General features: G+C 73.1%; 14 protein-coding genes. 5 read left to right on the forward strand and 9 right to left on the reverse strand.

The genetic code is table 11. The features are described from left to right. The first annotated feature begins 514 nt into the window (after positions 1-514). Entirely contained in the window at positions 515-2,725 is a 2,211-nt protein-coding gene (locus AC3EUJ_RS14935) for a HelD family protein (RefSeq protein WP_431961788.1), read from the forward strand. A gap of 508 nt (positions 2,726-3,233) precedes the next feature. Here the strand turns inward: AC3EUJ_RS14935 and AC3EUJ_RS14940 are convergent. Together AC3EUJ_RS14940 and AC3EUJ_RS14945 are read right to left on the reverse strand one after the other, a co-directional pair. Continuing rightward, complete coding sequence (locus tag AC3EUJ_RS14940; RefSeq protein WP_431961685.1) at positions 3,234-3,887, reverse strand: aggregation-promoting factor C-terminal-like domain-containing protein; 654 nt, start codon at positions 3,885-3,887, stop codon at positions 3,234-3,236. Between the two features lie 232 nt (positions 3,888-4,119). Continuing rightward, the gene (locus tag AC3EUJ_RS14945; protein WP_431961789.1) at positions 4,120-5,589 is read right to left on the reverse strand and encodes a SulP family inorganic anion transporter; all 1,470 of its coding nucleotides are present in this window, start codon (positions 5,587-5,589) and stop codon (positions 4,120-4,122) included. A 370-nt stretch (positions 5,590-5,959) separates the two neighbouring features. On the opposite strand from AC3EUJ_RS14945, the gene AC3EUJ_RS14950 reads away from it, so the two are divergent. Continuing rightward, positions 5,960-6,430 carry a MerR family transcriptional regulator gene (locus AC3EUJ_RS14950; RefSeq protein WP_431961686.1) on the forward strand — a complete coding sequence of 157 codons (471 nt, stop codon included), beginning with the start codon at positions 5,960-5,962 and terminating at the stop codon, positions 6,428-6,430. Between the two features lie 73 nt (positions 6,431-6,503). After that, positions 6,504-7,193: a TIGR04222 domain-containing membrane protein gene (locus AC3EUJ_RS14955; protein WP_431961687.1), complete on the forward strand. Its 690-nt coding sequence runs from the start codon at positions 6,504-6,506 to the stop codon at positions 7,191-7,193. 40 nt (positions 7,194-7,233) lie between these two features. Here AC3EUJ_RS14955 and AC3EUJ_RS14960 read toward each other — a convergent pair whose 3' ends face one another. Continuing rightward, positions 7,234-7,659: a hypothetical protein gene (locus AC3EUJ_RS14960; protein WP_431961688.1), complete on the reverse strand. Its 426-nt coding sequence runs from the start codon at positions 7,657-7,659 to the stop codon at positions 7,234-7,236. Positions 7,660-7,773: 114 nt separating this feature from the next. Between AC3EUJ_RS14960 and AC3EUJ_RS14965 the strand changes: the two genes are divergently transcribed. Continuing rightward, positions 7,774-8,322, forward strand: coding sequence for a CGNR zinc finger domain-containing protein (locus AC3EUJ_RS14965; protein WP_431961689.1), 549 nt, complete (start codon positions 7,774-7,776; stop codon positions 8,320-8,322). A 188-nt stretch (positions 8,323-8,510) separates the two neighbouring features. Here the strand turns inward: AC3EUJ_RS14965 and AC3EUJ_RS14970 are convergent, their stop codons facing one another. The 3 genes from AC3EUJ_RS14970 to AC3EUJ_RS14980 are packed head-to-tail and all read right to left on the reverse strand — an operon-like array spanning position 8,511 to position 11,317. After that, a complete protein-coding gene (locus tag AC3EUJ_RS14970; protein WP_431961690.1) occupies positions 8,511-9,716 on the reverse strand; it encodes a cytochrome P450 in 1,206 nt (401 codons plus the stop codon). A 34-nt stretch (positions 9,717-9,750) separates the two neighbouring features. Further along, positions 9,751-11,118, reverse strand: coding sequence for an NAD(P)/FAD-dependent oxidoreductase (locus AC3EUJ_RS14975; protein ID WP_431961691.1), 1,368 nt, complete (start codon positions 11,116-11,118; stop codon positions 9,751-9,753). Then, entirely contained in the window at positions 11,108-11,317 is a 210-nt protein-coding gene (locus AC3EUJ_RS14980) for a ferredoxin (RefSeq protein ID WP_431961692.1), read from the reverse strand. The genes AC3EUJ_RS14975 and AC3EUJ_RS14980 overlap by 11 nt, the downstream gene beginning before the upstream one ends. Before the next feature lie 120 nt (positions 11,318-11,437). Here AC3EUJ_RS14980 and AC3EUJ_RS14985 point away from each other — a divergent pair, with 120 nt between their 5' ends. Then, a complete protein-coding gene (locus tag AC3EUJ_RS14985; protein ID WP_431961693.1) occupies positions 11,438-11,638 on the forward strand; it encodes a hypothetical protein in 201 nt (66 codons plus the stop codon). A gap of 17 nt (positions 11,639-11,655) precedes the next feature. On the opposite strand, the gene AC3EUJ_RS14990 is transcribed toward AC3EUJ_RS14985, so the two are convergent. From AC3EUJ_RS14990 to AC3EUJ_RS15000, 3 genes are all read right to left on the reverse strand, one after another. Then, complete coding sequence (locus AC3EUJ_RS14990; RefSeq protein ID WP_431961694.1) at positions 11,656-11,871, reverse strand: hypothetical protein; 216 nt, start codon at positions 11,869-11,871, stop codon at positions 11,656-11,658. A gap of 186 nt (positions 11,872-12,057) precedes the next feature. Continuing rightward, the gene (locus tag AC3EUJ_RS14995; RefSeq protein ID WP_431961695.1) at positions 12,058-12,534 is read right to left on the reverse strand and encodes a hypothetical protein; all 477 of its coding nucleotides are present in this window, start codon (positions 12,532-12,534) and stop codon (positions 12,058-12,060) included. Between the two features lie 348 nt (positions 12,535-12,882). Then, on the reverse strand, positions 12,883-13,569 hold the full coding sequence (locus tag AC3EUJ_RS15000) for an alpha/beta fold hydrolase (RefSeq protein WP_431961696.1): 687 nt from the start codon (positions 13,567-13,569) through the stop codon (positions 12,883-12,885). Positions 13,570-13,649 lie beyond the last annotated feature (80 nt).

The raw sequence follows: 13,649 nt of genomic DNA on the forward strand, positions 1-13,649 counted from the left end.
CGTCCCGGCCCTTGGACGGGGCGGGCCTGCCGCTTCGGGTCCCGCAGTCCCCTGGTGCCGGCCATCGCTCCGGCCGCGGCCGGCGGCGTCCCGGTCGCCACCAGCGGTGCGACGGCCTCCGGTGTCCCGTACGTCGACGACAGCACACGCACTTCGTTTCTCCCCGCGCCCCGAATTCCGGTTGCGGTGGGCGATTCCTCGGTACTCCCGGGGCCTTGCCGCAAGACCCCCGGGGCGCTGTACGTCGGGAACGGATTGGGGCCGGACGAGCCCCTTTCCTTTTCTTTTTGCCGCCCTCGCCCGCCGGAGGGGCGTCCCGCCCGCCCCGGCGCAGCGCCGAGGCCCACGTCCCGCCGCGAGACGCAGAAAATCCCCGTTCCGCAATTGCGGAGCGAGGATTCCCTCACGTATATTGAGTGTTTCTGTGCGCGCACAGAAACGGCCCCTCAATGGGGGCCACTAGAAACAGCATATCCGACAGGGAGCGAATGTGTCAACTCGCGAAAGCGTCGAACTGCAGAAGGAGCAGGAATTCATCGACCGGCTCTACGGGCGGGTCGACACGCTGCGCGGGGTCGCCGCCCAGCGCGTCGACGACGCGCTGTCCCCGGTCGGCACCGGCATGCAGGCCCGGCTCGAACGCGACGTCCTCGTCGCCGAGCGATCCGGGCTGCTGGCGGCCCTCAACGCGGTCGACGGCTCGCTGTGCTTCGGCCGGATCGACCTGCGGGACGGTGCCGCGCACCACATCGGCCGCATCGGGATCCGTGAGGACGACATCGACCACACGCCCCTCCTCATCGACTGGCGCGCACCGGTCGCCCGGCCGTTCTACCTCGCCACCGGGCACACGCCCATGGGTCTGCGCCGGCGCAGGCACATCACCACCGAGGGCCGCCGGGTCACCGAACTGCACGACGAGATCCTCGACCTCGAGGACGACGACCGCAGCGGCTTCGAGGACCGCACCGGCGACGCCGTGCTGCTCGCCGCCCTCAACTCGGCGCGCACCGGCCGCATGGCCGACATCGTGCGGACCATCCAGGCCGACCAGGACCGCATCATCCGCGCCCCGCACCGCGGCGTCCTCGTCGTCGAGGGCGGACCCGGCACCGGCAAGACCGCGGTCGCGCTGCACCGGGCGGCCTTCCTGCTGTACGAGCACCGTGAGTTGCTGGCCAAGCGCGCGGTCCTGATCGTGGGCCCCAACCCGGCCTTCCTGCGCTACATCGGCGAGGTGCTGCCCGCCCTCGGCGAGACCGGCGTCATGCTCGCCACGCAGGCCGAGCTCTTCCCCGGCGTCCACGCACGCGGCACCGACACCACGCGCGCAGCGGCCGTCAAGGGCGCCGCGGGCATGGCCGAGGCGCTGGCCCTCGCCCTGCGCGACCGCCAGGCACTGCCCGAGCCCGGCGCGCCGATGATCATCCCGCACGACGACGGCGAACTCGTCCTGGACTGGGAGATCGCCTACCAGGCCCGGGAGGCCGCCCGCGAGACGCGCCTGCCGCACAACCTCGCCCGGCCGTACTTCGCGTTCCACGTCATCGACACCCTCACCGCGCAGCTCGCCGACCGCATCGGCGCGGACCCGTACGGCGGTCCCAACTTCCTCGGCCCGGACGACATCGCGCAGCTCGGCAAGGGCATCGCCGCCAGCGGCGAGGTGCGGGCGGCCGTGGCGGAGCTGTGGCCGATGCTCACCCCGCAGGAGTTCCTCGCCGACTACCTGGCCGAGCCGGTGTACCTGCCGGACGAGGACGCCGAGGCCATCCGCCGCGCCCCCGGCGACGGCGAATGGACCCCGGCCGACGTGCCGCTCCTCGACGAGGCGGCCGAACTGCTGGGCGTCGACGACAGCGCCGCGCGGGCCGCCGCCGAGGCCGAGCGCCAGGAGCAGATCGCCTACGCGCAGGGCGTCCTGGAGGTGTCCCGCGGCTCGGAGTCCTTCGAGTTCGAGGACGCGGAGTCCGAGGTCCTGGCCGCCCACGACATCATCGACGCCGAGCGGATGGCCGACCGGCAGGAGGAGGCCGACCACCGCAGCGCGGCCGAGCGGGCCGCCGCCGACCGGACCTGGGCGTTCGGGCACATCATCGTCGACGAGGCGCAGGAGCTGTCGCCGATGGCGTGGCGCCTGCTCATGCGCCGGTCCCCGACGCGCTCACTGACCCTGGTCGGCGATCCGGCGCAGACCTCGGAGGAGGCGGGCGTCGGGTCCTGGGACAAGATCCTCCGGCCGTACGTCGGCGACCGCTTCGAGCATGTGCGGCTCGGCGTCAACTACCGTACGCCCGCGGAGATCATGGACCTGGCCGCGCAGGTCGTACGCGGCGAGGACCCCGCCTTCGAGCCGCCCCGGTCAGTGCGCTCCACCGGCGAGAAGCCGTGGACGCGGCACTGCGGCGCCGATCTGGCCGGCGCGGTCGCGCAGGCCGTCGCGGAGCTGACCCCCGACGAGGGGCGCCTCGCGGTGATCGCGCCGCGCGCGTTGCACGAGGAGATCGCCGCCCCGCTCGACGGCGTCACGGCCGGCGCCGAGCCCGACCTCACCCGGCCCGTGGTGCTGCTCGGCCCCCGCGAGGCCAAGGGGCTCGAATTCGACCACGTCCTGGTGGTGGAACCGGCGGCGTTCGGGACCAGCGACCTGTACGTGGCCCTGACCCGCGCCACGCAGCGCCTGGGCATCGTCCACCGTGAGGACCTGCCCGAGTCGCTGCGCTGACGGGCGGCCGGCCCGACCCGACGGCCCCGGCACGGACGGGCCGGGGCCGTCGGGGGCCGTCCCGGTGTTTCCCACGCGGTGCCGTGGCGCCACACTGGGCGCGTCAACCGCGACCTCGATCCTGGCCTTGCCGCCGCGGGCGGCCTGCCGGCAGCCCCGGAGCACGCGGCGGCCGGCCTCGGCGCCGATCCCGTCACCGTGCGCGCCGGAGTGCGCCACGACGGCTCGCGCCCCTGCCCGGGCCGCGTGCACCGCAGCGCCGGCTGACGAGCGGTACCCGCACGCCCTGGCGCCCTGCCCAGGCGCCTGGCACGCCGTCCGGGCCCGGTGCGGCCCCGACCGCGAGGCGGTGCGTCGCCGGTGTCGCTGAACTCGTCCGGGACGTGCGTCGCCGCACCGAAAGCCGGCTTCGCGCGGTCACGGACCTGGCGGGGTCCATCCGGCGGTGACCGGACGGGCGCGGGCCGGCGGCGCGGTGAGCCCGAGCGGAACGGCCGCCCGGACGAGGCTAGTACCAGTGGTTGGCCTGCCAGAACGACCAGGCACCGCAGGGGCTGCCGTACCGGCTGTTCATGTAGTTGAGGCCCCACTTGATCTGGGTGCCGGGGTTGGTGCGCCAGTCGGCGCCCGCGGAGGCCATCTTGGAGCCGGGCAGGGCCTGGACGAGGCCGTAGGCGCCGGAAGAGGCGTTCGTCGCGGTGTAGTTCCAGCCGCTCTCACGGGTCACGATGTTGGAGAAGCACTGGTACTGCGAGGCGTCACCGATGATCCCCTGCGCCATCGCCTGGACTTCGGCCACGGTGTACGAGGCCTTCACGACCAGCGCGGCGCGGGCGGCGGCCTTGGCCTTGCGGTCGGCCTCGGCCTTCGACGCCGCCTCCTTGCGGTCGGCGGCGTCCTTGGCGGCCTGCCTGCGCGCGGCCTGCTCCGCGGACTTCCTGGCGCCGGCGTCGGCGGCGTCGGACTGCGCCTGCACCTGCTGCGTCAGGGAGGCCTGCTGGACCCGCTGGCCGGCGGGTATGTCCCCGAGGACCGTGGAGTCGGTGGCGGCGACGGGCTGCACGCTCGCCTGGCTGCTCGAGGCGACACCGACGACGGCGCCCACGGAGGTGACCGCCGTGGCCGAAGCCACCGCGATCCCCCGGACCGAGATCCGGCTCACACGGTTTCCTTCCAGCGTGGCCCGTTCGGTGACCTCCCGGACGCGATCGTGCCCGCCGCCCACTCCGGTGCCCGTACGCGCGTACGTACGGGTGTGCGGAGGACGGGGCCTGACTGGGCCGACAGCCTGCCTTAAGGGAACGCCCCAAGGCAATTCCCCCGGCACATTTCCTTACCCGCGCATCACCGGCCCCGGGGGTCTCTCCCGTACCGGTCGAGACGGCCGAGGGCGGTCAGTGGCTGGTGAGTTCGCCGGTGAGCTTGCCGTGGAGCGCGGCGCTGGGCTGGTTGAGGCCGGTGATCTCGACCGTCTTGCCGCGCTGGGCGTACTTGGTCTCGATGGCGTCGAGGACGGCGACGGAGGAGGCGTCCCAGATGTGGGCGGCGGACAGGTCGATGACGACCTTGTCCGGGTCGCTGGCGTACCGGAACCGGCCGATCAGGTCGTTGGAGGAGGCGAAGAACAGCTCGCCGGTCACGGAGTAGACGACGCTCGTGCCGTCGGGGCCGGTGACGGCGGTGACGTCCGCGAGGTGGGCGACCCGCCTGGCGAAGACGACCATCGCGGTCAGGGAGCCGACGACGACGCCGATGGCCAGGTTGGAGGTGGCGACCACGACCACGACGGTGATGGCCATGACGGCGATCTCCCCGGCGGGCATCCGCCGCAGCGTTTTCGGCGCGACGGAGTGCCAGTCGAACGTCGCGAAGGAGACCATCACCATCACCGCGACCAGGGCGGCCATGGGGATGTCGGAGACGACCGGACCGAAGACGATGCAGAGCACCATCAGGAACGTGCCGGCGAGGAAGGTGGACAGGCGGGTGCGGGCGCCGGAGACCTTCACGTTGATCATCGTCTGGCCGATCATGGCGCAGCCGCCCATGCCGCCGAAGAGGCCGGTGACGATGTTGGCGACGCCCTGCCCGATGGACTCGCGGGTCTTGGAGGAGCGGGTGTCGGTGATGTCGTCGACGAGCTGCGCCGTCATCAGCGACTCCATCAGGCCGACCAGGGCCATCGCCAGCGCGTAGGGGGCGACGGTGGTGAGGGTGTCCACGGTGAACGGCACGTCGGGCAGGCCCGGCACGGGCAGTGAGGAGGGCAGGGCGCCCTTGTCGCCCACGGTCGGCACGGCGATCCCGGCGGCGACCGTGATGACGGTCAGGATCACGATGGAGACCAGAGGGGCGGGGACCACCCTGGTGACCTTCGGGAAGAAGACCATGAGCGCCAGGCCCGCCGCGATGAGCGGATAGACCGCCCACGGCACGTCGTGCATCTCCGGGACCTGTGCCACGAAGATCAGGACGGCGAGCGCGTTGACGAAGCCGACCATGACCGAGCGCGGCACGAAGCGCATGAGCTTCGCGACCCCGAGCGCGCCGAGGACGATCTGGAAGACACCGGCCAGGATGACGGCCGCGACGAGGTAACCCAGCCCGTGCTCGCGGTTGAGCGGGCCGATGACCAGGGCCACGGCACCGGTCGCGGCCGAGATCATGGCGCGGCGTCCGCCGACGACGGAGATGGTCACCGCCATGGTGAAGGAGGCGAACAGGCCGATCGCCGGTTCGACGCCGGCGATGACCGAGAACGAGATGGCCTCGGGGATCAGCGCCAGGGCGACCACCAGACCGGCCAGCACCTCGGTGCGCCACACCTTGGGGTCGGTGAGCCAGTCGGGGCGCAGGGCGCGCATCAGTGCGGCGGGCGAGGCCACGGCGGACACGGCGGTATCGGCGGTATCGGCGGAATCGGCGGAAGAGGACAAGGGAACGGGAACCTGTCGTGTTCGGGCACGCCCCCGTGGACGGGTGGGGGAGCGCGGGAAGGGCGCGGGGGCCGGGACGGCACCCGCGGGCGGCCGGGACCATGGACGAGCGGCACGCGGGCGTACGTCCCCCGCACGGTTCGAGGTCTCCGCCGGGGGCTTCATCGGCCCCGACACGGCAGCGCGCGGGCCGACGTGGCCCGCTCCGGCGACTCTACCCTAACGTTAGGGTAGGGATCGGGGAGGGCGTGCGCGGTCGACGCCGCGCCGGCCGGTGAAGGAAGGGCAGGCCACGGCAGTGGACGGCAGGCACATGCAGATCGGCGAGGTCGCCGCACGGACCGAACTGTCGCTGCGCACCATCCGCCACTACGAGGAGACCGGCCTGGTCGCCCCGTCCGCGCGCTCGCAGGGCGGTTTCCGCCTCTACACCGAGACCGACGTCGCCCGGCTCATGGTCGTCCGCCGCATGAAGCCGCTCGGCTTCACCCTGGACCAGATGCGCGACCTGCTCGAGGCCATCGACCGTCTCGACGCCGCGGACCCGCCCCACGGCGAGGAGCGCGAGGCGCTCCTGGACCGTGTGCGCGCTTATGAAGAGGCCGCCGCCGGCAAGATCGAGGAGCTGCGCGTGCAACTGTCCCGCGCCGAGGACTTCGCTGCCACCCTCCGCACCCGGCTGGCCGGTCCCGGTCGCCCCCGTACGGCCGGTGACGCACCTGCATCACCGGCCGTACGGCCGCTACGACACCCTCAAATCCCCCTCTGAACCCGGCTCCGGCAGGCTTCGACCACCCCCGGTGATGGGCACGTGCCCGGCACAGGCAGTGGGGGGAGACGTCATGGACGAGGCAACGGCGGTCCGGCTGGAACCGCACGAGATCGCGCTGCTGCGCGGTGGCCCGAGAGCCGCCGTGACGGTCGCCGTGGTGGCGCTGCACCTGCGCGGAGCCGTGGAGTCCGGCCGGCCGGGCACCCTGCGCCGGGAGGTCTCCCCGGAGCAGACGGACCCGCCGCCGCACCGCCACCCGCTGGAGAAGGCGATACGCGTCGGGCTCTACCGGCCGGCGGGGATCAGGGAGCTGCTCGACCGCGCGGTCGTGCGCAAGGCGCTGTCCCGGATGCGCGCCGAGCTGGCCGGGGCCGGGCTGCTGCGCCTGGTGCGCCTCAGCCCGACCCGGGCCGCCCGCCGGTATGTCGCGGACCTGCGGCGGAACACACCGATGCCCCAGGACCGCGCGGGGCTCGCGGAGGAGGACATCCTGCTCGCGATCGCGCTCCACGGCGACCCGGCGCTGACCGCGCTCGTCCCGGCCTTCACCGGTGAGGCCGGGCTGATCGGCCGGGGAGCGGTCGCGGACGAGGGCCTGTTCCCGTTCGGCCGGCACGAGTTCCTGCGCCGGCGCGCCGACCACCCCGACGACGGCGCGAGCCACGGCTTCGACGGCGGCGCGGACCACACCGGCCACTTCGCCGACCACTTCGGCGGCGGCCTCGGCTGCGGCGGCGGAGGCGGCGGGGGTTCGGACTGACGGCGCCGGGGTCAACGCCGCCCGGGCCGGCGCCGAAGGGTCACACGGCCTTGAAGGGCTGCCGGTAGGACTTGCGCAGGGACCCGGCGGCGACGGGGAGCAGCGTCGCGAGGAGCTTGCCCTTGAGCGTGCCGGGGGTGCGGGTGAGTTCGACGTCGATCCGGGTGCGGTCCCCCTCGGGGGTGAGCTGGAAGATCCATCCGCCACCGGGCCCGAACACCTTCGAGTCGTGCGTGACGATGGTGACCCTCCCCTCCTCGGCGTCCCAGTCGTAGCGCGCCCGCTCCCAGGCGGACGCGGTGCCCTCGGTCACCTCGGCCCAGGTGTCGCCGATCGAGTGGACGGTGAGGTGCTCGGCGTCGATGGTGGGCCAGTTCCGGGCCCGGGCGGGACCGAAGTCGGTGAGGACCGCCAGGGCCTCGGACGGGCTGAGCGAGGAGATCAGGTGAAAACGTACGACGGCCATTGCGGCGTCCCCCACATCAGTAAGTAACCGTTCTGAACGGTGACGACGGTCGCACGGAGTGAAATCACCTGTCAAGCCAGTGACGAATCCAGAATCACCGGTTAGGATGGTGATGTGAAGCATGCCTTTCCCTGCGGGACACTCGCCCTCGACTTCCTGGGCACGCTGCGCGCACGACGCAATGCGGTGCCCACGGAGATGCTCGCGGCGCCCGCGGACCTCGACTCCTGGTTCGTCGAGTCCCGGATGCTCGACCGCGAGCCCGGCTCCGACGCGTCGGACGTCGCGGCGGCCCTGGAACTGCGGGAGTCGATCTACGCCCTGGTCGAGGCGCGGCTCGACGGCAGCCCGCTGCCCGCCGAAGCGGTCGCCGCGGTGAACCGCCACGCGGCACGGGCTCCCGTCGTGACGCAGCTCGCCCCCGACGGCACGACCCGCTCCGGCTCGGCCTCACAGGGCCTCGCCGCCCTCGCCCGCGAGGCGGTCGAGATCATCGGCGGCGTCGACGGGGCACTGCTGCGCGAATGCGCCCGCCCCGAGTGCACCCAGGTCTACCTCGACCGCTCCCGCGGCCGCCGACGCGAGTGGTGCGCGATGCGGACCTGCGGCAACCGTGTCAAGGCCGCCGCCTTCCGCGCCCGCCACCGCACCACGACGGCCTGAGGCCACCGCCTCCGGCGACGCGGGCAGACTCCGGTCACCAGACAGCGGTCGCGCCACCGCCGTTCCCGCCGCGGCGCGGCCGAGTCGCGTGGCCTTCAGCCGCACGGCGTTCGGGACGCGGAGCGGCGCGTCACCCCCCGTCCCTTCGGGGCCAGGCCGACGCGTACGCGTCCGCGTCGGCGAACGCCTCAGAACGCGACGGTGAGGTGGCGGGGGCCGCGGAGCATGGCGTTGCGGCGGTAGGGAGGCGGGTCCTGCAGCAAGGTCGCGGTGCCGAGGCCGGGGAGCAGCGCGCCGAGGGCCGTCTGAGCCTCGATGCGGGCGAGCGGCGCACCGTAGCAGAAGTGGATGCCGCTGCCGAAGCCGATGTGCTCGTTGTCCTTGCGGGTGGGGTCGAACCTTTCGGGGTCCCGGAACCGCAGGGGGTCACGGCTTCCCGAGGCGAGCCCGAGGATCACGGACGTCCCCTTCGGGACGACGGTGCCCGCGATCTCCACGTCGGCCAGCGGGATGCGCTCACGCAGATGCACCGGCGGCTCGTACCGCAGCAGTTCCTCCACCGCCTCCGGCATGAGTTCCGGTTCCTGACGCAGCCGCTCCAACTGGTCCGGGTGGCGCAGCAGGGTGAGCACGCCGTTGGTGATGAGGTTGACCGTGGTCTCGTGCCCCGCGATGAGGAGCAGGATCGCGGTCTGCGTCAACTCCTGATCGGTGAGCCGCAGCTCCGGATCCGGTTCGTTGACGAAATCCGAGAGCAGGTCGCCGGTGGGCCGGCCGCGGCGCTGGTCCGCGAGGCCGAGCAGATACGCGCCCAGCTCCATCCGGGCCTTGCGGCCCGCCTCGGCCCGGGCGGCACTGTCCTCGCCGGGGCTGATGTCGGCGGAGGCGACGAGCAGGTCGGTCCACTCCCGGAACCGTGGCTCGTCCTCGCGCGGGACACCGAGCAGCCGGCAGATGACCGTGACCGGCAGGGGATAGGCGAGGTCGTCGACGATGTCGATGTGCTCACGGCCGCGGAGCCCGTCGACCAGTTCCCGGGTGATCCCGGCGATCTCGCCGCGCATGGCGTCGACCCGGCCGGGACTGTGGGGCGGGCCGAACGGCCGCATGGCCAGTGTGCGCAGCCGGTGGTGCTCGGGGTCGTCCAGCCGCAGGAACGGCAGGTGCCGCGTCTCGTCCGACGCCGGCGGGGCCGGTGTGGTGCGGTTGCGGGGGTCCGCGCTGAGCCGTGGGTCGTGGAGCAGGCCCACGACCTCGTGGTAGGTGCCGACCAGGTAGCTGCCGTCCGTCTGCCGCACCACGGGCCCGGCCTCACGGAGCTCCGCGTACAGCGGGTACGGGTCGGGGCGGCTGGCGTAGTCGGTGATCCGTTCCAGCAGGGTCTCGGCGGTCATGCGTGGTGGCTCCTCGTGGATGGGCGGGGGTGGGTCACCCGGTGGGCCTCGCCAGGACCAGCCGCCGGTCCGGCAGGTACCCGGTGAGCGCGACCGTGGGACCGTGCGAGAGCCTGCTCGGGTCCGGCACATCGGAGGGGACCGGGACTTCGGCCGCCGCACGCCGGTCCGCCGCCCCCGGCGGGGGCGGGAACGGGGCCGCGGTCTCGATGAGGCGCTCGTAGTACTCCAGCGACTTGGCCATGTTGACCGTGACCGCCGCGGTCACCCGGCCGCGGTAGCCGTAGGCCACCACCAGACGGCGCGCCTCCAGCGAGCCCTGGGCGATGACCACCTGGTCGGAGAAGGTGGGGACACCCACCGACTTGATGTTGTGGCCGAACTGGCTCGACCAGAACGTCGGGACGCTGAGGTGCGGACGCCGCAACGGCCCCGGACTGATCATGTTGTGGGCGGCCACCTCGGCCTGGTCCACCGCGTTGCGCCAGTGCTCCAGGGAGAGCAGCTGGTACTCGTACAGCGGGTGCGGGAAGCGCGAGACGTCACCGGCCACGAAGACGTCGTCCGTGACGATCCCGTACATGTTGAACGCCCGGCACCCGGCGTCGCAGGCGATCCCGCGCGGACCCGCGGCCAGCCCCGAGTCCGCCAGCCATTCGACGTTGCGGACCGCGCCCATGGCGACGACGCACACGTCCGCGTCGACGCGGGTGCCGTCCGAGAGGTCCGCGCCGGTGAACCTGCCGTTGCCGCGCAACGAGGTGACGGTCACGCCGCAGCGCAGATCCACACCGTGTGCCCGCTGCATGGCGGCCGCGAGCTTGGACAGCGTCCCGCCGAGCGCGCCCACCAGCGGCGCGGGGCCGCGCTCGGTGACCGTGACCTCCAGACCGCGCTCGCGGCACACGGAGGCGATCTCCGAACCGGTGAAGCCCGCGCCGATCACCAGGACGCGGCGCGGCCCGGCGGCCAGCCGCTCGGCCAGGCCGGCGGCGTCGTCGCTGGTCCGCAGGGTGAACACCCCGTCGAGGGCGGCCTCCTCGGGAACCGGCCAGGGCCGCGCCCGCGTCCCGGTCGCGATCAGCAGCCGGTCGAACGGCAGCGACGTGCCGTCCCCCAGCAGCACCCGCTTCTCGAGCGGGTCCAGCCCGGTGGCAGGCACCCCCAGCCGCCACTCCGCGTCCGGATCACGGCGCATCGGCAGCCCGGTGGCGTCCGCCGGCACCTTGCCGAGCAGCACGTGCTTGGACAGCGGGGGCCGGTCGTACGGCGGGTGAGGCTCGTCCCCGACGACGGTCAGCGAACCGGTGAAGCCCTCGTCGCGCAGCGTCTCCGCGGCCCGCAGGCCGGCCAGGGACGCGCCGACGATGACGATCCGGCCCTTCTTGAGGTCACCGGACACCGGCGCTCACCTCCTCGCCGACCAGGATCGCCTGGACCGGGCACGCCGCGGCGGCCTGCCGCACGCGTTCGTACTGGTCGTCCGGAAACGCCGGGTGGTACAGCAGTGCCTCCTCACCGTGCAGTTCGAACACGTCCGGCGCAAGGAACACGCACTGCGCATAGCCTTGGCAACGGGTGAGATCCACGACAACGCGCATGCCCAGCCACTCTCTCCGGCCTGTTGGTGTCCCTCCATTGATAAGCCCCGCGGGCTCCGGGCGCGCGTCCGGATACTCCGCCAGGATGCGTCAGCCCCCCGACGGGGCCAGGCTGAGCCGGTGCGATGCCGAGTGATCGTGTACCCGCCGTCGGGCAGCGGCGGCCGCCGCGTGCGGTGCGACGGCAGGATCCTCGGCCTCGCCTACGGACCCCGTGACGTCCTCGCCTTGGTACGCCGCGCCGGGCTCCGCATGCGCCTGGGCGACCTGTACGACAGCGACCTCGTCGAATGGCGCGGCGCCGGCCCCACGACCTGGTGACCGGCGCGCCGACGAGGCTACGGACGCGGCCAGAGGTGCGTCATCACGCCCAGGTCGATCACCGACACCCACTCCGCCGAAGGGATCGCCCGCTCCACCACGAACCACTCGTCCGGACGCCCGTCGAAGCGGCTGCCCGTCGGCGCCTCAGCGGATCCGGCGGGCAGCCTCATCCCCGCCCAGGCACGCCACCGCTGCGCCTGCGGCGCCGGCACCTCCACCGTGATCCGCACCGTGCGTCCGCGCCAGTTACGGCAGGTCGTCCATCTCCTGCGGCCAGGTCGCCCTGATCTTCGCGTCCGCCAAGATCAGCGGCCACAGCCCCGGCCGCGTGAAATGGAAAAGCAGCATGCGGGGACCTACTGGCGTATCACCGCCGCGTGTGTTTCCCGGCAGGTGACGACGAGCGCCGCCCTGGGTCAGCCGACCGGACCGGGCCGATCGAGCGGCGAGCCCGCGGCGACCACCGCGACCAGTTCGAGCGGCAGTTCCTTGTCCTCCTGGCCGACGGCGAGCCCGAGCCACCGGCCCCTCTCCGGGAGGGGCCACACCCGCACGCCCACGACGTGCCCGCTGAGTGAGGCGTACGGCTCGGGCACCGCCTCGCCTTCGCAGCCGGCCCTCAGACACGGCCACAGATCCACTTCGCGCGGCTCGCCCCAGCGCTCCGTGAACGTCGCGCCCAGGGCCTCGAGATCGGCCCGCAACTCCCGCTCGGCCCTTTCCCAGGCCTGCCCGTCCGGGTCGTCCCAGAAGTCTTGGCTCGCCCGCAGGATCCGCACCCGGTACCCCGGACCGCCGTAGCCGCCGGCATCCTGGACGTCCGCCTCCGGGAAGGGCTGGGCGATCATCGTTTCGGTCAGTGACAGGTATTCCTCGACCGCCGCGCTGGTCATGAGCGCAGACTATGGCACCGCACGGACAGGCGGTCCGGGGAGTTCATCGCGGTCAGCGCAGGCGGTAGGGCGGTTCCTGGGCGCAGCCCCTGGTCAGCGCGGTCCGTCAACACGCCGTCGCGCCGGTGCCGGCGCTCACAGCAGCGGGCCCGCAGAAGTCGCAGGGGCGCCGCACGCGACCGTCCGCCGATCCGGCCAGGGGTTCGTCGTCGTTCGCGGTAGCGGAGTGCCACGCGTGGTGGGGTGGCGCGGAATGCGGTGGCACATCGCCGCGGTCGGTTCGCAGAAGCTTTGCGCCCCGGCGCCCCGGCGCGCCCTGCCGACATGCCACCGCGCGTGGCCGTCCCGTCAGGCCGCGTCGGCCGCCGCGGCGAGGATCCGGGCCAGTTCCGCGGGCTGGGTCACCATGGGCCAGTGGCCTGAGTCGATGTCGGCGAAGTCGACGTGCTTGGCCCGGGCGAGCTCCGGGACGTCGCCGGCGTTGATCCACTGCTGCGCCTGCGCGGGCGTGAACTCCGGGCACACGACCACGACCGGGACGTCGAACCTTCCTTCGCCCGTCAGCCGCACCACTGCCCTGGACACGCCCGCGGGCACGGGGATCGCGGCAGCCGCCAATTCCCGCCTGGCCCCGTCGTCGAGGTCGGCGGCGTCCGGCCCCTCGAACGGGCCCCAGCCAGGGAAGGGCATGGCGTCGTCCCGCACCTCGAAGAAGTCGGCGTACGGCTGACCGTCGGCGGTCGGGAAGCCGCCGATGAGGGCGACCTTGGCCAGCCGCCCCGGCCGCCGGTCGGCGGCCAGCCAGGCCAGTGTGCAGGCGGCGGAGTGCCCCACCACCATGGGCTTGCCGGGCGCCGCGTCCACCGCGGCGAGCACCGCCTCCAACTGGTCGTCGAGCGTGGCGGTCACGGAGCCGTCCCCTTGCCCCGGGAGAGTGAGCGGCACGGGGCGATGGCCGAGCGCCTCCAGCGCGGACGTGACTCGGCCCCATACGGATCCGTTGAGCCACAGGCCGCCGATGAGCAGGATGTCCATGGTCAGTTCCCCTTCTTCAGCTTCGTGGACGTCACCGTAGGCCGAGATCCGGACGATCCGGTGCCGGTATGTCCGGCGAC

The sequence above is a fragment of the Actinacidiphila sp. bgisy160 genome, from assembly GCF_057707815.1.

Coding starts and splice junctions, on each gene's coding strand:
- AC3EUJ_RS14945 (WP_431961789.1), bottom strand. CDS start 5,589: ATGCGCGCCCTGCGCCCCGACTGGCTCACCGACCCCAAGGTGTGGCGC.
- AC3EUJ_RS14955 (WP_431961687.1), top strand. CDS start 6,504: ATGGACGAGGCAACGGCGGTCCGGCTGGAACCGCACGAGATCGCGCTG.
- AC3EUJ_RS14960 (WP_431961688.1), bottom strand. CDS start 7,659: ATGGCCGTCGTACGTTTTCACCTGATCTCCTCGCTCAGCCCGTCCGAG.
- AC3EUJ_RS14970 (WP_431961690.1), bottom strand. CDS start 9,716: ATGACCGCCGAGACCCTGCTGGAACGGATCACCGACTACGCCAGCCGC.
- AC3EUJ_RS14980 (WP_431961692.1), bottom strand. CDS start 11,317: ATGCGCGTTGTCGTGGATCTCACCCGTTGCCAAGGCTATGCGCAGTGC.
- AC3EUJ_RS14995 (WP_431961695.1), bottom strand. CDS start 12,534: ATGACCAGCGCGGCGGTCGAGGAATACCTGTCACTGACCGAAACGATG.
- AC3EUJ_RS15000 (WP_431961696.1), bottom strand. CDS start 13,569: ATGGACATCCTGCTCATCGGCGGCCTGTGGCTCAACGGATCCGTATGG.